Below are 22,146 nucleotides of genomic sequence, written 5' to 3' on the forward strand. Positions count from 1 at the left end.
ACCCATCAGGGCACTTCGCGGCCGTTCGGTGTCAGTTGACGCGGCGGGCGTCTCCGAGGACGTGTGCCATGCGCGGGATCACCGGCTGCGGGGCGAAGCCGAAGCGGTCGACCTTCTCCACCGCGAACCCGGCCCGCTCGATCGCCCGCAAAGTGTCCCGGTTCGGGTTGCAGCCCGCCGCCGCCCGGCGCCACGCGGGCGCGATGAGGTCTTCGAACAGGCCCAGCATCCGGTTGGACGAGCGTACGTGCTCGTAGAAGCGCAGCCGCCCGCCGGGCCGTAGCACTCGGCGGATCTCCGCCAGCGCCCGCTCCTGTGACGGCACCGAGCACAGCACCAGGGAGACCACCGCCGTGTCGAAGGTCGCGTCGTCGGCGGGCAGCGCGTCGGCGTGGCCGTTCACCACCGTCACCGGGACCGGCGCCGAGGACGCCTGTGCCGTCGCCAGGCCGCGCAGCGTGTCCTCCGGCTCCACGGCCACCACCTCCGTGACCGTGGGCGGGTAGTGCGGGAAGTTGCGGCCGTTGCCGGCCCCGACCTCGATGATCCGGCCCTCGAGTTCGCCGGCCAGCCGCCGCCGATGCTCGTACGCGCCCCGCCGGTCGGCCAGTGCGGACGCCTCCGCGTACATCCTGGCGAAGCGAGGGTGCTGGAAGTCCATCGAGATCCTCTCGGGCCGGCGTGGTCATTCCAGCATGCCCCGTCAGCTCAGCCCCCGCGCGACCATCTTGCTGACGTGCTCGATCGCCTTCACCCCGGCCCCCATTGACCGGTGCCGCCGCGAGATCACCGCGATCAGGTACGTACGTCCGCCCTTCCGCACCCGCCCCATGCTGTTGACCGTCCACCGCCCGCCATCCCGCTCCCGGGGCAGCCACCCGTTCTTGAGCGCCGCCCCCGTACCGGCCGCGCTGACGCCCCACGCCTGCTCCGGAGCCACGTCGCCCATCAGGCGCAGCACGTACGCCCGATGCCTGGCCGACAGCGGGCTCTTGGGTGAGACGAGCGCGCTCAGCAGCCGGACCTGGTCGGCGGCGCTGGTCGTGGTGGAGCCCCAGGCGCCACCGGGGCCGGGGCGGGTGTGGCGCAGGCCGAGCCGTTTGTTGGCGGCGGCCAGGCCGGACGCGCCGCCGATCGCCGACCACAGCGCGGACGCGGCGGCGTTGTCGCTCACCTTGACGGCCCGCGCCGCGGTCCGCCGCTCCCAGGCCGACGTCTTCCGGCGCTGTCGCTGAGCCTTGAGCAGCAGCGCCATCACGATGTTCACCTTGACGATGCTGGCCGTGGCGGTCCGGAGCCCGCGGTTGTAGGTGAACGAGCGTCCGGTCGACAGCTCGCGTACCGACACCGACAGGTCGCCGGGAAGCCCGTTCAGATAGCGGTCCAGCGACCGCGTCAGTGAGGCCGCGGGCGCCTCGGCGGAGGCGCCTGCCACGGGGACGCCTGCCACGGGGATGACGGCCGCGGGGATGACGGCCACGGGGACAAGGGGTACGGGGACGAGGGGTACGGGGGCGTCCGGCGTCAGAAGGAGCAGGAACGCGAGCGCGGACAGCAGCGCGACGGGCCGGCGCGCCACGGACTTGGCGGGCACGCCGGCCTACACGAAAGCCGGCGAAAACGGCGACGGGTGATGCGGAGCCATGAAACGCATGGCAGGCAGCATTCCGGCGCGGGTGTTTCCCGGCCGTTAGCCCAGGCGGGAAACACCCCGGCCGTTAGCCCAGGCGGGAAACACCCCGGCCGTTAGCCCAAGCGGGAAACACCCCGGCCGTTAGCCCAAGCGGGAAACGCCCCGGCTATTGGCACAGGCGGGCGATGCCCAGGGCAGCGCCCGCCGAGGAGACGTTACGGGTGTGCCGGTCCCAGGAGGACGGGCAGCTCGCGTACGTCATTGCCGATGAACGACGGCTGCGGCCGCAGTTCGTCAGCAGGCCGGGCGAGGCGGAGGTCCGGGAACCGGCTGAACAGGGCGGGCAGCGCGATACCGGCCTCCAGCCGCGCCAGCGGCGCCCCCAGGCAGAAGTGCATGCCGTGCCCGAACGCCAGGTGCTGGCGGTCCTTCCGGTCGATGTCGTAACGGTCGGGGTCGGGGTTGGTCGCGGGGTCGCGGCCGTGCGCGCCGAAGCCGATGAGGATCAGGTCGCCGGGGGCGATGGTGACGCCCTCGCCGAGGGGGATGGGGGCGGTCGCGTACCGGAGTGGCAGGTGCATGATGGGCGGGTGCTGGCGCAGGCTCTCCTCGATGACGTCGCTCCAGCGGTCGAAGGCCCGGCGGACGGCCCCTAACTGGTCGGGGTGCGTCAGCATGGCGACGGTGGAGTGGTCGATGAGGGAGACCGTGGTCTCGCTGCCCGCCCCGATCATCAGGATCAGCGTGCTGACCAGCTCGTCCATGCTGAGCCGGTCGTCGTCGCCGTCCGTCGTGGTCAGCAGCAGGCTCGTCATGTCGTCGCCGGGCCGCTCGCGTTTGGCGGCGATGAGCCCGTGAATCGCGGCGAACATGCGCGTCTGGACCTCCCCGGCCTGCTCGGCGGTGAGGCTGGTGTCCAGGACGGCGTTGATGGCGGAGAGCATGGCCGGCCGGTGCTCGTCCGGTACGCCGAACAGGTCGCAGATGACCCGGCTGGGGATGCGGTAGGAGAAACGGGCCCGCAGGTCGACCGGCCGGTCGGCGGGGGCGGTGGCCAGGTCGTCGAGCAACGAGGTGACGATGGCGTCGATCGCGGGACGCATGGCGTTGATGCGGCGGCCGGTGAAGGCCCGGCCGACCAGGTCCTTGAGGCGTTTGTGGTCGCCGCCGTCGGTGGTGAACATGCTGATGACGTCCACCCAGGCGGCGAGCCAGGCGATGGAGAAGGGACGGTAGCCGGGCCAGGACTTGCGGGCGTCCTTGGAGACGTCCGGATGGGTGAGCAGATGCTTGACGACGTCGCCGCGGGTCACCGACCAGGCGACGAGGTCTTCCGGTAGCAGGACCCGGACGGCGGGTCCGGCGGCGCGCAGTTGGTCGGCCTGCTCATACAGGCGTGTGCCGGTCGGGTCGAGGATCGTGGTCACGGATACCTCCGGCGGGCAGAGAGGACACAGGTGCGGTGGTGGGGGTGTCTGCCGATTGGGGGCGGAAGCGGATGCCGAGGGTCGCGGGGCACTGGTGGAACGGGCCGGGCCGATGGGGGACGTCGGGGTCGATGAGGTCGAGTTTCCACAGCCGGTCGAGCAGCGTCTCGATGCCGGTCTGGGCGATGACGGCGGCGTGGCTGTCGGCCGGGCAGCGGTGCGGCCCGGCCGACCAGGCCAGGTGGGAGCGGTTGTCGTAGCCGGGGTGGGGGAGTGCGGGGTCGGTTCCGGTGGCGGCGTGGCTGATCAGGATCGGTACGCCGGCGGGGATGGGCACGCCGTACAGGGCGGTGTCGTGGCGGGCGTAGTGGACGGAGAAGTTGGCCATGGGGGAGTGCGTCCACAGCACCTGCTCCATGGCCCGGCGCACGGTGACCGCCCCGCCGGCCAGGTCGCCGGCGTAGCCGTCGTCGGTCAGCAGCAGCCGCACCGTGGAGGCGATCCAGGCGGCCGTGGGCACGGTTCCGGCGCCGATGAGGACGACGAGCTGGTGCAGGATCTCCTCGTGCTTGAGCCGGGCGGGGTGCGCCAGCATCCAGGACGTGCAGTCGTCGCCGGGCTTGGTGCTCTTCATGTGGATGATCTCGGCCAGGCACTGGGCCAGGTCGGCCGCCGCCTGCTCGGCCTGCGGGCCGGCGTTGATCATGCCTTGGCAGGCCGTGAGCATGCGCTCGACCAGGGGCGGAGGGCAGCCGAGCAGGTCGGTGAAGACCCGCAGCGGCAGCGGGTCGGCGTACTGGCACATCAGGTCGGCGTGGCCGTCGTCGGCGAAGTCCGCGATGAGGCGCGCGGCGTGGAAGCGGGTGCGGTCGTGCAGGTGGTGCAGGTTGATCCGGGCCAGGCAGTCGTCCATGGGGCGGCGCAGCCGGGCGTGCTGCTCGCCGTCGGCGTACAGGAGGCTGGGGCGGAAGGCCATCAGGGCGAGGACCGGGCTGTCCTGCGGCACGCGCCCCTTGGCGAGGTCGCCCCACAGCCTGCTGTCCTTGCTGTACGTGGCCACGTCGTTGAGCAGGTCACGGGCCGCGTGCCGGCTGGTGACGACGAGCGCGTGCACCCCTTCGGCGATCTCGGCCCAGGCGATGGGACCCGCGGCCCGCAGCGCCCGGTAGGCGTGCTCGGGGCGGATGGCGAACGCGTCGCCGTACAGGCGGACCGAGGCGGCGGAGGATGGCATCATCGGGCGGGCTCCAGGCGGGACTGCGTGAGGATGGCGGCGACGAGGGCGATCAGGCCCTGCTTGGCGGAGCGGAGCTCGCGGGCGTCCAGGTCGACCAGGGCGCGGTGGCGCGGCAGGCTGAGGCTGTCGCGCAGGTCGGCCTCGGCGTAGCGGGGGGCGCCGTCGAAGTGGTTGACGGCGACCGTGTAGGGCAGGCCCGCCTCCTCCAGCAGGTCGATGGCGGGGAAGCTCTGGTCGACGCGGCGGGTGTCGACCAGGACCAGTCCGCCCAGGGCGCCTTCCATGAGGCAGCGGACCATCCCGCTGAACCGCTGCTGACCCGGGGCGCCGAACAGATAGAGCACGATGTCTGCGGTGAGGGTGAGACGGCCGAAGTCCATGGCGACGGTTGTGGTGCTTTTGTCGCGTAGGTCGTCCAGGTCGTCCACGAGTTGCCCCGCTTGGGTCATTTGTTCTTCTGTGCGCATCGGCCGGATTTCCGACACGGTGCCGATAAAAGTGGTTTTACCCACTGCGAACGGTCCGAGTACGACAATCTTCACCGGGCGGGCCGCGGCCGGCACATAACGATCAGAGTTTGTGTAGGGCATCCAACACCTGCTGGAGGAATTCGACATCGAAATGTCCGGCGGTGGGCGCATAAGGCGCGCGAGCGGTCACGTGGCCGCCGTCGATCAGCTCGGCGACGATGACCTTGACGACCGCGCCGGGCAGCCGCAGATGGTGGGCCACCTCGGCCACCGACAGCACGCCCGGCAGGCACAGCACCATCGTGCGGTGGGCATGGGGGGACAGGCCGGTCAGCGGCCGCTCGGGATCGGCGATGAGGAGGGTGGCCTCGTCCAGCGGGGAACGCCCGGCGCTGCCACCGGTGGCGGCGTGCGAGCGCACCACACCCGCCCGCCGCTGCCCCGAGTCGCTCACGGCCGCTTGCCCCGCTCCCGGGCGCCCAGCACCGGCTGCAACCCCCTGATCGTCTTCATGATGGCCTGGATGGCCACGCCGACCGGCCCGGTCGTGGAGCCCCCGCGGACCGACACGGCCAGCCCGGTACGCTCCCCGGCCGCGAACAGCAGCACGGTCACATCGGTCAGGTCACTGATCATGTGCCGCCACGGCGCCGACAACTGCTGCTCGGGCGGCATGCCGCAGAACCCGGCGAGCTGCCGCTGCAGCGACTGCAGGCCGGCCATCATCGCGGCCGTGCGCTCGCCCTCCTCCTGGCTGAGGCGCTCCGAGCGGGCCAGCAGCAGCCCGTCGGTGGTGAACAGCATCGCGTTGACGATGGCGTCGTGGTCGTTGACCAGCCGGTTGAGGGTGCCGGTCATGTCGATCGTGTCGGCGGTGGGCTGGGTGGTCATGGTTGAGACCGTCCTTGATCGGTGTCGCTGTCGGCGTATCCGGCGCGCAGCGCCTCGAAGAGCGACTCCATGCCGGCGTCCTCACCGTCGGCGGGAACGGTGTCGGTGATGGGACGCTGGACCGGCCGCGCGGCCGGTGCGGGTGCCGGCTGGTGTGCCCGGCGTTTGGGCAGGCCGGCCGCCGTGGTGATCGTCGTCTCCGGCGGGGCCGGGTCTTCCACGGGGGGAATGTCGGGCGGAGGGGGCGGCGGGGCCTCGGGTTCGGTGCGGACGTCGCCGGTCCGCGCCTGCGCCAGCAGCCGCGTGGGCACCAGGCAGACGGCCTTGACGCCGTAGCTGCTGGAGGGGGCGCTGACGTCCACGTGGAACCCGTAGTCGTACGCCAGCCGCCCCACCACGGCGAACCCGAGCCGGCGCTCGTCCTTGAGCGTGGCCGCCTCCATGTGCGCGTGCCGGGTGAGCTGCTCCTCGGCCTCGGCCCGCTGGAAGGAGTTCATGCCCAGCCCGCGGTCCTCCACCACGACGCGGTAGCCGGCCTGAACCTCCTGTACGTAGACGTCGACCCGGTCGTCGGAGTAGCTGGTGGCGTTGTCCAGCAGTTCGGCCAGGGCGACGATGACGGGCTCCACGACGCGACCCTCGACCCAGACCTCCCCGGGGTCGGGCTGGTAGGCGTAGTCCACCCGCAGGTAGGGGCCGATCCGCCCCCTGGCGCTCTCGACGATCTCCCGGAAGGTGCAGTCGTCGCGCTGGATGCCCGGCCACGAGCCCGCCAGGATGCGCAGCCGCTGCAGGCTGTGCAGGGCCTGGGTGGCGGCGTGGTCGATCTCGATCAGCCCCTGGTGGTAGGGGCCGATGTCGGTGTGGACGCTCAGCTCCTCGTCGATCTTGATCTGGAGTCTGGTGAGGGCCGCCTGGGCGGTGTCGGTGACGCCGCGCACGCCCGCGCGGGCCGCCGCGGACACGTCGCTGCGCATGGCCGCCGCCCTCGCGCGGAGCAGGTTCTCGGCCTCGTCGCAGTGGGCGGCCACGGGGGTGCCGGCCAGGAACGGGTGCAGCAGGCCCGGATTCTCCACGCCGGGATAGCCGGCCTCGACGTCGGCCACCGCTCGTAACCGGTCGATCAGGCGGCCGAACTCGCCGACGACCGCTTCGTACCATTGCCCGTTGGCCTCGGCCTGGCGCTGGGCGGCCTCGGCCTTCTTCAGCGCGGCCTCGGCCCGCTGCTCGGCGGCGAGCGCCGTCTGCCGGGCGATGTCGGCGATGCGGGCCGCCGCGCGCTTGGCGGCGATCTGCCGGATGAGGGCGCCCGCCAGCACGGCCATGACGGCGATGACCGTGCCGCCGAGCAACGCACCGATCAGGAGATCAGATGTGATCATGACAGGTCCTTGGTCGGGGTGCGCGCCGTCCGGGGAGGAAGGGGGAATCGTGGCGGCTTCCGGCCGGCCGATCATTTGCGGGTGGGACACGAACGGCGGTGCTTGAACTCCCTTTTACCAGTTCGTCACTTGACCACACAGGTAAATCGCGGCCCAGTCCCCTTGTCTTTTGTCACTACGGCATTTATCTCTCACAACCACATAACGGGTCAGAGTTGGACTTTATCGCGTCCGCTATATGCCGAAATTGGGTGACAAAGAATGGCAATTCGGTGAGGGGCGAAGGTGCTGACCCCCGGCTGTCTCGCTACCATCGGCGGCCCCTGCGACGGGGACATAGCTCGACACCGGGGCACCTCCGCCCCTCCGGCCCCTGGGAGTCGAGACCGGCGTCGCGAGGAGCGCCATGGGCATTGGAGAACCTCGCTGGCACCGCGACCCTAACCCCGCCCCCACCGCCCGGTCTGCGCAGGAATACTCAGAACGCGCCCTCCACCGGGCTCTCGCCGCTCATCACCCGGCGCTCGAGCTCCTTGACGGCGACCGTCGGCCGCAGCGGCGGCACCATGTGCACCCGCGCGGAGCCGATGTCGAAGAACAGTCCCACCAGCTCCAGCTTGCCCGCCCTCACCTGCTCGTCGACCTTCCGGTACGTCCGCAGGTTCTCGAGCTGCTGCTGCACGTTGACCCGGCACAGCACGTCGAGCGCCCCGCTGTGCAACCGGTCGCCCTCGGTCTCGATGAACGTGGCCAGGCTGTGGTCACCGTGCCGCAGCCACCTGCGCAGCCCCGGCAGGCTGCCCGCCTGCACCCCACCGCTCAGCACCCCGGCCATCGCCCCGCAGCCCGAGTGGCCGCACACCGTGATCGTGTTCACGCCCAGCACCTGCGTCGCGTACTCGATCGCCGCCACCACCGAGTCGTCGTGCGGCTCCGTCCCCCTGCGGGGCACCAGGTTGCCGATGTTGCGCACCGTGAACAGGTCACCCGGGCCGCTCGCCGTGATCAGACTGGGCATGATCCGGGAGTCGGCGCACGTGATGAACAGGTGCGTCGGCTGCTGCTTGCGGGCCAGCTCGGTGAAGATGGGGCGCACCAGCGGCGCCGTACGCCGGTGGTATTCGCGCGCGCCCGCCGTCAGCAGGCACTCCGCCGGCCCGTCCACGCCGCTCTCCTGCGGCACCGTGGGGCGGGCGGGGCGGCGGCGCCGGTGCGCCCACGGCAGCCACCAGCGGTCCGGCGCCTTGGGCGGCGACTTGGCCGGGAACATGCGCGCCCCGCTGGCCGCCAGCGCGTACCACTCGTCGTGCAGCTCGTCGATGTCGACCGTGCCGCCCATCCGCTCGTGGTCCAGCCGCCAGGAGTGGATCGCCTCGAAGGCGCCGTTGTCCATGAAGTCGATGTTCAGGTCGAGGTCCACGGCGGTGCCCGCGGGGATCGCCCGCAGCTCGTTCGTCAGCCTCGGCACCCCGAGGAACGTCAGCGACCCCGAGATCGTCACGTGCAGCCGCCCGTCGCGGTCCTCGCGCTTGAGCACCGTCACCCAGGTCAGGCGGCGCAGAGCGAGCAGCGCGGCCAGGGCGAGGCCCGCCAGCACCCCCTCGGCCAGGCCGAGCAGGATCACGGTGATCATCGTCACCACGTACACCGGCACCTCGCCGTGCCCGTGCACCTTCCTGACGTGACCCAGGTTCACCATCTGCACGCCGATGAACACCAGCAGCGCCGCCAGTGCCTCCAGCGGGATGAGCTGGATCGACCAGCCGAAGCCGAGCGCGAACATCAGCACCCACACCCCGTGCAGGATCGCCGACCAGCGGGTACGCGCGCCCGCCTGCACGTTCGCCGTGCTCCGCACGATCACCCCGGCCACCGGCAGGCCGCCGAGCGCGCCGGTGACCATGTTCGCCACGCCCTGACCGGTCAGCTCCTGGTCGAGGTCGGCGCGGCGGCCTCCGTGCATGCCGTCGATCGCCACCGAGCACAGCAGCGACTCGCACCCGGCCAGCAGCGCCACCAGCAGCACCGCCGCCACCACCAGATGCCAGTCGCCCTGCGGCAGCACCGGGAAGGCCCACTCCGTGACGCTGTTGGACAGATCCACCCGCGTCACGTCCCAGCCGAACGCCCACGCCGTCACCGCCGCCACGAGCAGCGCCGCCAGCGGCGCCGGCACCGCCTTGACCCGCTTGGGCATGCGCGTCCACAGCGCCAGCACGGTGATCGTGAGCAGCCCGACGGCGACCTTGTGGCCGTGCAGGTCGGCGATCTGACCCGGCAGCTCCAGGATGTTGGCGATGGCCGAGCGCTGCGAGCTGCCGCCCAGCACGACGTGGAGCTGGGCCAGGGCGATGATCACGCCGACCGCGGCCAGCATGCCGTGGATGACGGCCGGCGACACCGCCAGCGCCGCCCTGGCCGCCTTGAACACCCCGAGCACGAGCTGTACGGCCCCGGCCAGCAGGGTGATCATGCAGGTGGCCCGCCACCCGTAGGTGTGCACGAGATCCACGACCACCAGCGACAAACCGGCGGCGGGGCCGCTCACCTGGACTGCGGAGCCACCGAGGGCGCCCGCCACGATCCCGCCCACCACGGCGGCGATCAGACCGGCGGCCAGCGGCGCCCCGGACGCCATCGCGATGCCCAGCGAGAGGGGCACCGCGACGAGGAAAACCACGAGCGAGGCCGGCACATCATATCGGAGGGTGCCGATCCGGCTACTCTGCGTGTCGCGGAACATGGAGCAAACCCTATTGCTCCGTCGACCCTGCTTTAAGGGCGTGTCACATGGGTTTTACGCATTAATGGGCGCTGGAGATCATCTGTAGTAGTCGTGCGGGAAGTCCTGCTCCGGGGCGCGGCGGTGGTTGCCGCCGTTGGCGGCCCCGTTGCCCTGCGGCTGACCGCCCTGCGCGGGCCAGGCACCGCTCTGGGAGCCGTTGCTCGACGGCGGCTCGGGCCACAGGGCCGCGGGAGCCATCGTGATGTCGCCCGTCTCGTAGGCTCCCGGCCCGAACGGCGACGACGACGGAGGAGCGGCCGGCACCGGGGTCGAGGTCGACAGGACGTCGTCGTAGGACGAGACCGCCCGGCCAGGCACGGTCGGCGTGCCGGTGGCGGGGGAGGGCCCGGTGAGCGGGTCGGAGTCGTCGGCCACGGCCCACCCGGAGCGCACCTCGTAGGAGGCGGGGTAGGACGTGCGCCCGGCGGGCTGCTCGAACGCCGGCCACGAGCTCGCGGAGGCGTAGGGGTCGGAGGCCGAAGCGGGAGTGGGGTCGTCGAGGATGTCGGGCGGAGTGGGCCAGGCGCCGGCCGGCGTCGCGGGCGGGTTGGTCCAGGTCGTCTCGAGCGGGTCGGCCACGCCGTTGTAGGCGGGGAACGGGTCGCTCGTCGGCGCTCCGTGGAGGGGAGCGGGCTGGGCGGCCGGGAAGTTGCCGCTGGAGTTGGCGCTGGAGTTGGCGCTCACCGCGGGGAACGCGCCGCTGCTCGCCGCCGGGGCGTAGGAGCCGTTGCCACCGCCCGGGTAGGAGCCCCCGGACACCGGGAAGGAGCCACTGCCATTGGCGGCGGGAGAGGCCGGATAGGAGCCGCCGGCGGGCCTGTTGGAGGACACGCCATTGGACGACAGGCTGTTGGAGGACACGGAGGCGGGCCGCGGCACGGGGGCCGGCTCCGGGCGCGTGGGGGCGGGCACCGGCTGGGCGCCCGCGCCGAGGATGCTCATCACGTCGGCCGTCGGCGCCGCGAACGTCATCGTGCGCTGGTCGGCCATCTCGGCCGGGGTCGGCGGGGTGACGCGCTTGGCGGGCTCGACCAGATCGGCGAGGTTGGCCGTCGCGGCGGCCGCGGAGGGCTGGCGCTGCGGAAGAGGGGCCTGGACGGTGGCGGCGTTGGGGTCGGCCGCGGCCACGGGCTGCGGCTTGGCGCGTTTCGCGGCGGGGCGCTCGGGCTCGCCCTCGGCGGGCCGCTCACGCTGAACGGGGCGGGAGGCGCCCTTCCTGGCGGCTACGGTGCCACCCGCGCCGAAGCCACCCTCCTCCGCGTCACTGCGGATGTTGGCCCAGAACTCCTCGTCGTCATCGTCGGAGTTGGGGTTGCCCCACTCGTCGACACCCCGCCTGCCACGCTGTCCGGTGCGGACCGGCTTCGGCTTGGGCTCGTCAAAGGGGCTGAAGTCAGGGCTGAAATTGGCCATTCGCGGCTCATGCGCCGCGAACTCGTCCGTGGAGCGAGCATGGGTCATCTCCTCCTTCTCGGCCATCTCCTTCAGCCGTTCCGGAGGAAGCGAGCTCTCCCGGCGATTCATCGAACGCATGCCCAGTGCCACGACGACGAGCACGAGGAGCACGACAGCGACCAAGCTCACTACGACCGCGATCATTGCACCACCCTCAAAGCCATGGCCTCCTTCTGGCACCGATGAGATCGCGCGGCCATCGACGCGATCTGCCCCCTTTGATCACCAGTGCCTAACAATTGGATCTGATTGTGTCGGACCACTATGAGAGTTGTCACACCCTACGTGAAGAATTGGTACACCTGCACTACCTGTCGTGTTCGTCCGGTCACTCGACGTTCACCGCCGTGAGCCGGCCTCGCGCGATGGTCTGATCCGCGATCTGCTTCAAGATCTCGGGGAGGGAGCCCTTCTTGGGATCGACCTTGCCGTCCAGCATGTAGACGCTGAAGCGGTAGTTGCCGGACTGCGGGCAAGGGGCCTGGTAGCCGGCCTTGCCGCCGGTCACCGTCGCCTGGCCGGTCCCTTCCGGGGGATCGGCGGCCGCGTTGGCGCCCAGCTCGGTCGTGGTGGCCGGGATGTTGTAGAGCACCCAGTGCACGGCCGAATCCGAGGTTGTGTGGCCGTCGACCACGATCGCGATCGACTTGGCCTCCGACAGTGGCTGGCTCGACCAGCGCAGCGGCGGGCTGCTCTGGTCGCCGCGGCAGGAGTATTCGCGAGGCAGCGGTTTGCCCTCGCGCAGCTTCGGACTGGAGACGTTGATCTCCGAGATGTCCTTCGCTTGTGACCTGCCGATAAAGCTGCCGCAACCCGACAAGGCGAACGCGGCGGTCACCGCTGTCACACTGACAGCGATCCGTCGCACACGTGATGCCGTGTTACACAGCCCCATGCCGGACGATGCTACGCGGCTCTCGGCGGTGCGCAGACCGTTTCCCGATGGTCGGTGCTCGGTAAAGGATCCGAAATCGGCAAGAATCACGGCATCTGGGGAGTGAGCTTGGACACAAGGATGACCTGCGGCGCACGCACGGTCACCGAAATCGCTCGTACCGGGGAACCCTCCCTGGCCTGCCGCTTCACCACGGCGGGAGCCGGGCTCCGATCGGCCTGCTTACCCTGACAAATCGGGCAGGGTTTCGGTCAACGGCCACCCGCAAAAACCAGGTGCGCCAGCTCCCCCGAACCGGTAGAGGGCACAAATACCGTACGGACGCGACCCGTCACGCCGCGTTCCACCCGCGGCCCGCGCTCCGGGTACGTGCCTTTCCACGCGCGACCTGTGCTAAGGGCTCGGGCACGTGAGCGTACGGCGGGTGCGCCATGGGCGCTCGGGGCGCGGGGAGCCCTGGTGCGGGGGTACGCGAAGGCGGCTGCCACGTCGCGTGAGGCACGCGCGCTGTGGTGCGGTTTCGCGCCGGCCGGGCCTGGCTGGCCCCGAACGTGGCGCCGCCGACGTGGCCAAGCTCGACAGCCTGCGGCCGGCCGCCACCGAGCATGGCACCAGCCCCGATCCCGGTGGCGGCAGACACGCCGGGACGTCCGGGGGATCTTTACCGCCCCGCTGGCCGATCACCTCCGCGCCGCGCGCCCTAAGCTTGGGCTTGTGACGTCTACAGGCCCGCTGCGCGATCCGGCGAACCGCGTTTCGCCCAAAGCCGTCCGCCTGTGGTTGCTCGAGTCGCTGGTCGCCCTGGTGTTCTTCGTGGGCGGCTCGCTGCTGGTGTCGCGGTGGGTGGGCGGAAGCGACTGGTCATGGGTGCCCCGATGGCTGGCGGCCGACCCGTGGCTGCTGCCCGTGGGGGTCGCGGTGGTGACGGTGCCGTTCCTGGTGGCCGAGCCGTTCGTGCGGTACGCCGTACATCGCTGGGAGCTCTCAGGGGACGTCGTCTACGCCAGGTCGGGGTTCCTGACCAGGGAGTGGGTGTTCGTGCCCGTGAGCCGCATCCAGACGGTCGACAAGGGGCAAGGGTGGTTCGAGCGGATGCTCGGGCTGGCCACGCTCGAGATCCGCACGGCGTCCCACGCGGGCTCCTCGACGATCAAGGGCCTTGACTTCCAGGTGGCGGCGGGGCTCGCCGAGCGGCTGGCGCACCGGGCGGAAGAGCTCAGAGACGACGCGACATGACCGGTCCCCGCCCGGACGACCCGGCGCCCTCCCCGCCGGAGGAGCCGGCTCCCCGTCCCGCCGACTCCGGTGCCGGACACACTCCCCCGGCCGAGGCCGTCCACCCGGCGCGGCCAGAAGACACCCCCGCACCTCCTCCTGAGAACCCACCGCCCCCTCCTCCCGGCTACGGGCCACCGCCCCCTCCCGGCCATGGGCCGCCGCCCCCTCCCATGCCGGGTTACGGCCCGCCGCCCGGCATGCCCGGCGGCGGAGGGCGGGCGCCGTTGCGGCTCAGCCCCAAGGTGCTGCTCATCGAGCCCGTACGCACGCTGCCCTCCCTCCTCCTCCCCCTGGTCGGCGTCATGTTCGTGGGCGGCTTCTCGCCCAGCTCGTACGGATGGGCGGCGGTGGGGGTGATGGCCTCCATCGTGATCGCGGTCGTCAGATGGGCCACCTTCACCTACGAGATCGTCGGCGACCGCCTGGAGACCAAGCGCTCACTGATCAGCCGATCCATCCGCACGATCCCCATGGAGCGCATCCGCGGCGTCGACGTCTCCACGCCTCCCATGCACCGGCTGCTCGGCCTGGCCGTGCTCAAGATCGACACGGGCGCGAGCGGCGGCAACGAGGAGGCCAAGCTCAGCGGGGTCACCCTGGAGGAGGCCGAACGGCTCAAGTCGGTGCTCCTGCGCCGCGCGCCCCGGCCCGAGGCGGACCTGCCGGAGGCCGCCGTCTCCCCGGCCGCGCCCAAGGAGCAGCCGATCATCAGGGTGCCCCGCAAATGGCTGCTCTACGGGCCGCTGTCGGGGGCCTACCTGCTCACGCCGTTCGCGTTCGTCGGCGGCGCGGTGGGGCTGGCCTTCCAGTGGGGCGACGAGCTGGGGGTCAGCCAGGACGCCGCGTGGAGCGTGGGGGAGTGGATCTGGGACCGCCCCTACCTCCTGCTGGCGGTGGTGGTGCTGCTCGTGCTGGCGATGCCGTTCACGGGCGGGCTGATGTACGCGATCTTCAACTGGGACTTCGTGCTCAAGCGCCGTGACGGCTACCTGGTGGCGGAGCGCGGGCTGATCAACCGGCGCAGCGTGTCGCTGGAGTCGCAGCGCGTACGCGGCTACGAGATCGTGGACGGCCTGGTCGAGCGGTGGGCCCGCGTCACCCGTGCCTGGGCCATCGTGACGGGGCTCGGCGACTCGCAGACGCGGGGGCAGCTCCTGCCCGACGTACCGCGTGCGGTGGCCTTCGAGGTGACCACCGACGCGATCGGCCCCTACCGCGCCGAACTGCGCCCCCACCCGCCCGTGGCCCGCAACAGGCGCCTGTTCCGGGCGGTCGTCCCCTGGCTCGCGGCGGCGGCGGTGAGCGGGGTGGCGGTGTGGATGACGGCCGGGACGGTGTGGTGGATCCTCCTGGTGCTGTCCCTGCTGCTGGCGGGCGTCGGGGTGCCGCTCGGCCTCGACCGGTACGCCTCGCTCGGGCACGGCTACGACGGGGTGCGGCTGTCGGTGCGGTCGGGGTCGCTGAGGCGCTCCCAGGCCGTGGTCGAACGCCGGGCCGTGGTGGGATGGCGGCTGCGGCAGACCTGGTTCCAGCGGAACGCCGGGGTGCTCACGCTGATCGCCGGGGTCGGGGCGGGCAAGGGCGGCTACTCGGCCATCGACGTGTCAGAGGCCCAGGCGGTGGACTTCCCGTCCGAGGTGACCCCGGAATGGCTGGCCCCCTTCCTCGACCGCCACCCCTCGGACCACTCCGAGGACTGAACCGTCCGGCCCGGGGCGGCGGTCATGCGCCGTTCACCGGGAACAAGGGCGACGAGCGGCACCGGTGCGCGCAGGGTCACGCGGGCACGAGGTGAGGCGCCGGCGCGACGGACGGCACCGAAACGCACACCCAGAGCCCGGGCACGGTATCCGGGCGCAAGGGCTATGGGCCGGGAACGCGCGGCCGGGGGTGTGGCGTGGGAGCACCCGCCGGACGGGGGCCTGCGGTCGTTGCTTCGGCGCGCTGGGGCTGAGCATGCGTGCGGAGCCTTGGGTCGCGGATCCATGTGCCGGGCTGAGGATGAGTGTGGGGCCTTGGGCCGGGGGTTCGTGTGCCGGGCACGGCGGACGCGTGGAGCCTTGTGGCGGGTCCCTGCGTTGGGGGCGGGAGTGGGCGGCCTTGGGGCGGGTTCAGGTGCCGGGCAGGGTGGGCGCGTGGAGGCTTTGGGGTGGTTCATATGCCGGGTGAGGGCATGGGTGAGGGGCCTTCGGCGGTGCGCGGCGTGGTGGCGGGGGCGTGGAGCCGGCAGGAGGGGTGTGCCGGCCGCCGGCCCTTGCCGCGGGGTCCCGGAGCGGGTTTCGGGTCAGTCCTGGCGGCGGGCGCCGAACATGATCTCGTCCCAGGTCGGGACCGATGCCCGGCGACCCCGCGAACCCTTGCGCGCCTGACGGGCGGCCGGGGCGGGAGGGGCCGACGGCACAGGCGCCGCAGGGTCCTCCTTCGCCTCACCCTTGCCCCGCGCCGCGGGCACCGCGGGCTTGGGCTTGGGTGCGGGCGCAGGAGCCTTGCTCTCCTTGACCGGCTCCGGCTCCGGCTCCGCCTCGGCCTCCGGTACGGCCTGAGCCTCCGCCTTTGTGTCGGCCTTTGTGCCCACCGTGTCGGTCGTCGGCTCAGGTGAGGACGTCTTGACCTCAGCCGTCTCAGCCTCGGGAGCCGTAGCCGGAGGCGTCTCTGCCTTGGCCGCCTGAGCCTCAGTCGTCTCGGGCTTAGACGTCAGAGCCTCGGCCGTGGTGGTCTCCGCAGCCTCGGGAGCCTTGGTCTCGGACGTCTCCACCTTGGCGATGGTGACTTCGGGTGCTTGCGGAGCCTGGGTGGCCTCGGCCTTGGGGGCCTGAGTCTCGGTGGTGGCTTCCGGTGTTTGGGCTTGAGCGGTCGCGGCTGTTGGGGCCTCGACGGTCTCGGGTGCCGCAGCCTCGACGGTGGCGGTCTCGGGCTCTGAGGGCTCGGTCGCCGCTGCGGCGGGTGCCTCCGTCTTCGCGGCAGGGGCGTCCACCGCCTCGGGCTGGGCGGTGGCCTCGACCTTGGCTTCGGTCGCGGCTGCGGGCTCCTCGACGGGGGCCGAGGCGGTGTCGGTGTCCGGGACCCGGCCGATGGTGCTGCTCGACGCAGGGGCCGTCTCGGAGATGGGCGACGAAGCCTCGGCGGGCGAGGAGACGGCTTCCGGTTCCGTGGTGACGCTGTCCTGGACCGAGAGCGCGCTGTCTTGGACCGGCTCCGAGGCGGCGGTGCTCTGGACCGGGGCGGGAGTGACGCTGTCCGTGACGGGTGGCTCGGCGATGGGGCCGGGCGCGGCGGACGGCTCCGCGACGGCGGGTGTCGTGACGGCGGGTGTCGTGACGGTCGCGTCGGCCTGCGCCGAGGATTGCGCCGCAGGAGTGGGCTCGGTGGCCGCTACGGGGCTGACCACGGCCTCCGCACGCGGGGTGGAGGTGGCGTCGAGCTCTTCGGTGGTCGCCGGTGCCGTGGCAGCGTCCGGCGTGGTGGAGGTGCCCGGGTGGGCGATGGCCTGGGGGCTCGTTTCGGGCCGCGGGTCGCTGGTGACAGACGACACCCCAGAGGTCGGCTGCGCCGTCTGTCCCTGGGCGGTGGCATCGCTCTGCGCCACGGCCTGGCCCTGGGCAGCGCTTTGGCTCTGCACGGCCGTTTGGTCCTGCGCAGCCGTTTGGTCCTGCGCAGCCATTTGGTCCTGGGCAGTGGGCTGGACCGATGCAGGGGTCTGGGCGGCTGCAGGGGTCTGGGCCGATACCGGGGTCGGCTGTTCCGGCGCGGGGGTCGGTGCCGCTGCGGGCGACTGCCCGGCTGCGGACTGCCCAGCGGCGGACGGCTGGGACACAGACGGCTGGGACACAGACGGCTGAGGCACGGCGGGCTGCGTCACGGTGGGCGTGGCAGTCTGCGCCGCGGTGGGCGGTTGTGCCGTCGCGGGCTGGTCGGCGGTGGTGGGAGCCTGTGGGGTCCGGTCGCCGGTGGTCGGTTCTGGGGCCGGAGGGCGGGTGGAGGCAGGGGTGGCCGGGGCGTAGATGGAGTCGCTCTCGCGCTCGGCCGGACGGCCCGAGCCGAAGTCGGGCAGCCATGGCGAAGACCCGCCGCGGCGGGACGTGGTGTCGCCGGGGCGGGCATAGCCGGTTTCGCGGGCGGGCGGTTCGGACCGGAAGGGGTCGCGTGACGGCGGTTCCTGCCGGGGCTCGCTTTCCCTTACGGGGTCCTGCCGCAGCCCGACCTCTCTGGCGAGGTCCGGTGGAAGGACCGGGTCCTGGCGCTGACCGGTCTCGCGGCCGGAATCGGGCCGCAGGCCCGCCTCCCGGGCGGGGTCTTGGCGCGGGTCGCGAGCCGGGTCTTGGCGGTGGTCCCGGCCTGTGTCACGGCCCAGGTCTCGGCCCGGGTCTCGGCCCGGGTCACGGCTTGTGTCCCGGCCTGGGTCACGACCTGGGTCCCGGCTTGAGTCTCGGCCCGGGTCTCGGCCCGGGTCCTGGCGCAGGTCCCTGGTCGGGTCGTGGCGGTAGTCGCGGCCCGCGTCCTGGCGGTAGTCGCGGGTCGGGTCCTGGCGGTAGTCGCGGGTGGGGTCGGGGCGAAGGTCGCGGGTGGGGTCCTGGCGGAGGCCGGGGTCGCGGTCGAAGGGGACGGGCGTCTCCGGCGTGCGGGTGTAGGCCGTCTCGGACCCCCTGGCCGGCGGGTGGTAGCCGACGGCCGGCTCCTCCGGCTCACGCCGGATGACCGAGGGGAACGGCAGCGCGTCGCCCGACAGCGGCGGCACCGGCTGCAGCTTGGCCACCCGCGGCGCGAACGGCGTCACCGTGGTGTCCTCCACCACCGTCGGATCCGGGTCGAAGTCGGCCGCCGACAGCCGCATCGCCTCGTCGTCGTGCGCCGTCACGTGCCGCTTGCGCGGGTCGAAGAGCCACTCGGCGTGGCGGGTGTGACCGTTCCACACGTAGCCGAGCTTGACCCGCCACAGGCCGTCGTCACGCTTGGCGGAATCCCAGTCGATCTCGTCCGTGGGCACGCCGCGCCTGGTCAGCCGCTCCGCCACGAGATCACCGAGAGTCGGTCCTGGCGCGGATTCGCCCGGCATGCGGACGGCCACGCGCTGCGCCTGCTGAGCGACGTATTCCCGCTCCTGCAGCACCGGCCCCTCGAACCAGCGGACTCGCTCGACCGGGATCCCGGCGGTCGCGGCGATCTCTTCCGCCGTCTCTCCGGCTCGGATGCGGGCCTGGATCTCCTTGGGGCGCAACGGACTCTCCACTTCGATCTCGTACTGGCCGAGACGGGAGAAGTTGCCGCGGACGGCAGCACGGAGCCGGTCGTCCACGGGAAGCGTGAAGCGCGTACCACGCCCGGCAGTAGCCAGCACGAGGTAGGTGCCGTCCTCACTCACCGCGACGAGTCGGAGCTCCTGCATGCGAGTCCCTTCGTCAGCGTCGCCATTCTTCCCCCGGACCCTTGAGTCTCTCGCGTGTGCCGGTTGCCTGCCAGCACCGTACCCGGCATGTCCGAACATCGCCTTCCTGGGATAGCCCAGGGGTGATGTGACGCCGGTCACATTTGGAGAATCCATGGCTCTAGAGCCCACCATTGCGTATGTGGAGGTTAAAGGCCCTCGATGGATTCTGGCGAATCGCGCCAGGTGACGCCGTGCAGCCGAGCCGGGACGCGAGAGTGGCCGGACCGGCCGATGGGTGGAGCTCCAGGTGGCGGGCCGCGATGCCCGACAGGTGCGGCGCGTACGCGGAGAACGCCTGCCCGTCAGGAGCGACCTGGCAGCCCCCGGTGTCGGCGGCCCCTACCACGAACACACCCCCCCGTATGAGCGAGCGCGCGGCCAGGCCGAGCGCGGGGGAGCCGGCGCCGTCGAAGGACAGGTTGGCCACGGCCGGCCCGCGCGCGTGCCTGCGGATCCAGTCGAGCCCGGCCAGCACGTCGGCCAGCGTGCCCGAGCCGCCGCAGCCGAGCACCCGTACCGAGGCGAGCCGGGCCTTGGGCGCGACGGCGTGGACGCGGGCGGCGGTCCGCGTGCCCTGGCCGCCGCAGTCGTGCCCGGTGCCGCCGGTGGCGTCGAAGGCGCGCCACGCGCGGTCGCCGAACTCGGCCCGGCCGGTCTCGACGCCGCTGTCCACGACGTACACGGTGGCGCCGGCCCCGGTCGCCGCGACCCCGGGCGGTCCTGCCGGTCTCCTGGACGGCATGGGATGGATCTGGCGATCCGGTTCGATCGTGCTCACCCGGGAGTCGGCTCTCAGGTCGGCCAGTTCGGCGGCGGTGAGGAAGGTGGCGAATCCGGGCAGGGCGGCGGCGTAGTAGCGCCGTACCCGCCACCGCACCTCGCCGACGAGTTCTCGGGCGGCCACCCGGCTACGGGCCGTGACGATGTAGGGCCGGGCGGGTTCGGTGAGGGCGGGGCGCCGGGAGAGTCCTGAGGCGGGCGTCATGGCCAGAGGGACGGCGGTCGTGGCGGCCGTTGCCACGGCCGCGGCGAGGTAAACGGAGGGCAGGCCGAGTCGTCGGGGCACGAGTTACAAGGGTGCCTGTCACACAGGTCACAGGAACAACAGGACACGCACTCGCGTCTATTCACGAGACAGGTCTTTACCGAACACAGGACGAGAGGGGACTGATCCACGGGATGAGCGGCGAGCAGCGCAGGTTCGAGCTGAGCGTGCCGCAGATCCTTGGTAGCGCCCTGGCCGCGGTGACCTCTGCCGTCGCCGCCTCCTATCTGGGCGTGGCGGGAACGGTGATCGGCGCCGCGGTGGTCAGCGTCGCCGGCACCGTGGCCACCGCCGTGTACACGCACTATCTCAAGGAGACGGGCGAGCGGGTCAAACAGCATACGCTGACCGGCCGGGCCGAGCCGGCGCCTCCGGAGGAGGGCCTGCTGGCGGTCGCCGCGCACGCGACTCCGGGCGGGCAGGAGGCCACGCTGGTCATGCCCGCCGTCGGGGAGCCGCGGCGCGGATTGTCATGGGTGAAGCTGGCGGCGGCCGCGGCGATCGTGTTCGCGGTCAGCATGGGCGGCATCCTCGCCTACCAGGCCGTGGCCCAGCGGACCGTGCACGAGCAGGTCACCGGCACCGCGCCCAAGAAGGCGGTCAAGGAGGAGGGAGAGGACAAGCGGGGCGAGGAGGACAAGGCGCCCGTCCAGCGGGAGAGCGACGACGGCGAGACGCCCGCGTACACGCCGCAGACGACGCGGGAACAGACGCCCACCCCCACGCCGACACCCACGCCGACCAGGACGACGAAGGCCACACCGACGCCGACGCCCACGCCGGCGGACGAGGTGCGGCCGTCGAGCGAGCCGCCGCCGGCGCAGGAGCAGCCCGACGTGGTGGACGAGACGCCGCCCGCGCCGACCGGGCAGCCCGAACTTGAGAGCGTCCCGCCCCCCGACTAGCCGCCCGATCAGCCGAGCACCAGGTCCAGGTGGTCGTTGGTGAACAGGCGGCGCGGGTCCAGGCGGTCGCGCAGGGCCAGGAAGTCCGCGAAGCGCGGATACACCTTGCCCAGGTAGGCGGCGTCCCTGGTGTGCAGCTTGCCCCAGTGGGGACGCCCGTCCAGGCGGGTCATGATGTCCTCGACGCCCTCGAAGTAGGCGGGGTTGGGCGTCGGCCGGTAGATGTGGCAGGCGACGTACGCCGACGGCCGCCCGTACGCCGTGGACAGCCACGCGTCGCTGGGCGGCGTGACCCGCACCTCGACCGGGAAGGTGATCTTCCAGTCCATGCGCTCGACCAGGTCACGGGTCTCGCGCAGGGCCTGGGCGAGGCGTTCGCGCGGGACCGCGTACTCCATCTCGAGGAAGCGCACGTCCCGCCGCGCCGTGAACACCTTGTACGAGACGTCCACGGCCTCCGAGTCCGCCAGCGCCGCCGCGCTGACCGCGTTGATCCGCGGGACCAGGTCGGGAAAGCGGCCCCCGACCGCGCAGGCGGCGCCGAAGACCGTGTTCTCCAGGAACACGTTGTCCAGCCAGTGCCGGAACGCGCCCGGCGGCCGGGCCGGCCCCGGGTTCCGGTTGTTGGTCTTGACCAGGCAGGCGTCGGTGTGCGGCAGCCAGAAGAAGTCCAGGTGCTCGTTCGCGGAGGTCAGCTCGTCGAGCGAGCCGAGGATCTCGCCGAGCGTCAGCCTGCGCCGCCGGTGGTGCAGCAGGAACGCGGGCTCCACCCGGAACGTCACCGCCGTCAGGATCCCGAGCGCGCCCAGCCCGACCCGCGCGGCGTCGAAGAGGTCCTCGCCGGGTGCGAGCGTGGCCACGGAGCCGTCCGCGAGCACCAGCTCCAGCTCGACGACCTGGTCGGCGAGGCCGCCGCTGTCGCGGCCGGTGCCGTGGGTGCCGGTCTGGATGGCGCCCGCGACGGTCTGGTCGGTGATGTCGCCCATGTTCGACAGGGCCAGGCCGCGCTCGTCGAGCAGTTCGTTCAGCACCCGCAGCGGCGTGCCCGCCAGCACGGTGACGCGGTCGTCCGAGCAGGACCTGATCCCGGTCAGCCCGCCGGGGCGCAGCATGATGCCGTCGGTGAGGGCCACCCCGGTGAAGGAGTGGCCCGTGCCGACCATGCGGACCCGCCGCGCCGAGGCGGCGGCGTCCCGTACGGCGTGTACGACGTCCTCCACGGAGACCGGCGTACGCACCTCGGCCGGGGTGCCCGACTGGTTGCGCGCCCAGTTGACGAAGGCCACGAGCACCCTCCAGAGCTTCGTTCCGTCAAACG

Annotated in this window: 17 protein-coding genes; 3 read left to right on the forward strand and 14 right to left on the reverse strand. The window is 72.0% G+C overall.

Translation table 11 applies throughout. The features are described from left to right. Positions 1-31: 31 nt before the first annotated feature. From AB0I15_RS12680 to AB0I15_RS12730, 11 genes are all read right to left on the reverse strand, one after another. Positions 32-661, reverse strand: coding sequence for a class I SAM-dependent methyltransferase (locus AB0I15_RS12680; RefSeq protein WP_358093897.1), 630 nt, complete (start codon positions 659-661; stop codon positions 32-34). Positions 662-703: 42 nt separating this feature from the next. Next, a complete protein-coding gene (locus tag AB0I15_RS12685) occupies positions 704-1,594 on the reverse strand; it encodes a serine hydrolase (RefSeq protein ID WP_358093900.1) in 891 nt (296 codons plus the stop codon). 254 nt (positions 1,595-1,848) lie between these two features. After that, the gene (locus tag AB0I15_RS12690) at positions 1,849-3,060 is read right to left on the reverse strand and encodes a cytochrome P450 (protein ID WP_358093903.1); all 1,212 of its coding nucleotides are present in this window, start codon (positions 3,058-3,060) and stop codon (positions 1,849-1,851) included. Further along, entirely contained in the window at positions 3,020-4,297 is a 1,278-nt protein-coding gene (locus AB0I15_RS12695; protein ID WP_358093906.1) for a cytochrome P450, read from the reverse strand. The genes AB0I15_RS12690 and AB0I15_RS12695 overlap by 41 nt, the downstream gene beginning before the upstream one ends. After that, positions 4,294-4,887, reverse strand: coding sequence for an ATP/GTP-binding protein (locus tag AB0I15_RS12700; RefSeq protein ID WP_358093909.1), 594 nt, complete (start codon positions 4,885-4,887; stop codon positions 4,294-4,296). Before AB0I15_RS12700 ends, AB0I15_RS12695 begins: the two co-directional genes overlap by 4 nt. After that, the gene (locus AB0I15_RS12705; protein ID WP_358093912.1) at positions 4,868-5,221 is read right to left on the reverse strand and encodes a DUF742 domain-containing protein; all 354 of its coding nucleotides are present in this window, start codon (positions 5,219-5,221) and stop codon (positions 4,868-4,870) included. Before AB0I15_RS12705 ends, AB0I15_RS12700 begins: the two co-directional genes overlap by 20 nt. Beyond that, the gene (locus tag AB0I15_RS12710; RefSeq protein ID WP_358093915.1) at positions 5,218-5,658 is read right to left on the reverse strand and encodes a roadblock/LC7 domain-containing protein; all 441 of its coding nucleotides are present in this window, start codon (positions 5,656-5,658) and stop codon (positions 5,218-5,220) included. Before AB0I15_RS12710 ends, AB0I15_RS12705 begins: the two co-directional genes overlap by 4 nt. Further along, the gene (locus tag AB0I15_RS12715) at positions 5,655-7,040 is read right to left on the reverse strand and encodes a hypothetical protein (RefSeq protein ID WP_358093918.1); all 1,386 of its coding nucleotides are present in this window, start codon (positions 7,038-7,040) and stop codon (positions 5,655-5,657) included. Before AB0I15_RS12715 ends, AB0I15_RS12710 begins: the two co-directional genes overlap by 4 nt. Positions 7,041-7,518: 478 nt before the next feature. Next, the gene (locus tag AB0I15_RS12720; protein ID WP_358093921.1) at positions 7,519-9,783 is read right to left on the reverse strand and encodes a bifunctional SulP family inorganic anion transporter/carbonic anhydrase; all 2,265 of its coding nucleotides are present in this window, start codon (positions 9,781-9,783) and stop codon (positions 7,519-7,521) included. Positions 9,784-9,861: 78 nt separating this feature from the next. After that, on the reverse strand, positions 9,862-11,424 hold the full coding sequence (locus AB0I15_RS12725) for a hypothetical protein (protein ID WP_358093924.1): 1,563 nt from the start codon (positions 11,422-11,424) through the stop codon (positions 9,862-9,864). A gap of 184 nt (positions 11,425-11,608) precedes the next feature. Beyond that, a complete protein-coding gene (locus AB0I15_RS12730) occupies positions 11,609-12,118 on the reverse strand; it encodes a YbhB/YbcL family Raf kinase inhibitor-like protein (protein WP_358093926.1) in 510 nt (169 codons plus the stop codon). 771 nt (positions 12,119-12,889) lie between these two features. Between AB0I15_RS12730 and AB0I15_RS12735 the strand changes: the two genes are divergently transcribed. Both AB0I15_RS12735 and AB0I15_RS12740 read left to right on the forward strand, forming a co-directional pair. Continuing rightward, positions 12,890-13,411 (forward strand): PH domain-containing protein, encoded by a 522-nt coding sequence (locus AB0I15_RS12735; RefSeq protein WP_358093929.1) that lies wholly within the window; start codon positions 12,890-12,892, stop codon positions 13,409-13,411. A gap of 212 nt (positions 13,412-13,623) precedes the next feature. Continuing rightward, positions 13,624-15,153 (forward strand): PH domain-containing protein, encoded by a 1,530-nt coding sequence (locus AB0I15_RS12740; protein ID WP_358093932.1) that lies wholly within the window; start codon positions 13,624-13,626, stop codon positions 15,151-15,153. A 584-nt stretch (positions 15,154-15,737) separates the two neighbouring features. Here the strand turns inward: AB0I15_RS12740 and sepH are convergent. After that, a complete protein-coding gene (sepH, locus tag AB0I15_RS12745; protein WP_358093935.1) occupies positions 15,738-18,836 on the reverse strand; it encodes a septation protein SepH in 3,099 nt (1,032 codons plus the stop codon). Between the two features lie 160 nt (positions 18,837-18,996). Next, complete coding sequence (locus AB0I15_RS12750) at positions 18,997-19,944, reverse strand: protease inhibitor I9 family protein (RefSeq protein WP_358093938.1); 948 nt, start codon at positions 19,942-19,944, stop codon at positions 18,997-18,999. Positions 19,945-20,057: 113 nt separating this feature from the next. Here AB0I15_RS12750 and AB0I15_RS12755 point away from each other — a divergent pair, with 113 nt between their 5' ends. Further along, positions 20,058-20,828 (forward strand): hypothetical protein, encoded by a 771-nt coding sequence (locus AB0I15_RS12755; protein ID WP_358093940.1) that lies wholly within the window; start codon positions 20,058-20,060, stop codon positions 20,826-20,828. A gap of 8 nt (positions 20,829-20,836) precedes the next feature. Here the strand turns inward: AB0I15_RS12755 and AB0I15_RS12760 are convergent, their stop codons facing one another. Further along, positions 20,837-22,120, reverse strand: coding sequence for a D-arabinono-1,4-lactone oxidase (locus AB0I15_RS12760; RefSeq protein ID WP_358093943.1), 1,284 nt, complete (start codon positions 22,118-22,120; stop codon positions 20,837-20,839). Between the last annotated feature and the right edge of the window lie 26 nt (positions 22,121-22,146).

Origin of the sequence: Nonomuraea sp. NPDC050643 (assembly GCF_040654715.1) — a bacterium.
GTDB lineage: Bacteria > Actinomycetota > Actinomycetes > Streptosporangiales > Streptosporangiaceae > Nonomuraea.

Bases quoted from the DNA above. Each gene is read 5' to 3' on its own strand.
- AB0I15_RS12755 (WP_358093940.1), top strand. From the start codon at position 20,058: ATGAGCGGCGAGCAGCGCAGGTTCGAGCTGAGCGTGCCGCAGATCCTT.
- AB0I15_RS12695 (WP_358093906.1), bottom strand. From the start codon at position 4,297: ATGATGCCATCCTCCGCCGCCTCGGTCCGCCTGTACGGCGACGCGTTC.
- sepH (WP_358093935.1), bottom strand. From the start codon at position 18,836: ATGCAGGAGCTCCGACTCGTCGCGGTGAGTGAGGACGGCACCTACCTC.
- AB0I15_RS12740 (WP_358093932.1), top strand. From the start codon at position 13,624: ATGCCGGGTTACGGCCCGCCGCCCGGCATGCCCGGCGGCGGAGGGCGG.
- AB0I15_RS12715 (WP_358093918.1), bottom strand. From the start codon at position 7,040: ATGATCACATCTGATCTCCTGATCGGTGCGTTGCTCGGCGGCACGGTC.
- AB0I15_RS12680 (WP_358093897.1), bottom strand. From the start codon at position 661: ATGGACTTCCAGCACCCTCGCTTCGCCAGGATGTACGCGGAGGCGTCC.
- AB0I15_RS12725 (WP_358093924.1), bottom strand. From the start codon at position 11,424: ATGATCGCGGTCGTAGTGAGCTTGGTCGCTGTCGTGCTCCTCGTGCTC.
- AB0I15_RS12710 (WP_358093915.1), bottom strand. From the start codon at position 5,658: ATGACCACCCAGCCCACCGCCGACACGATCGACATGACCGGCACCCTC.
- AB0I15_RS12720 (WP_358093921.1), bottom strand. From the start codon at position 9,783: ATGTTCCGCGACACGCAGAGTAGCCGGATCGGCACCCTCCGATATGAT.
- AB0I15_RS12700 (WP_358093909.1), bottom strand. From the start codon at position 4,887: ATGCCCTACACAAACTCTGATCGTTATGTGCCGGCCGCGGCCCGCCCG.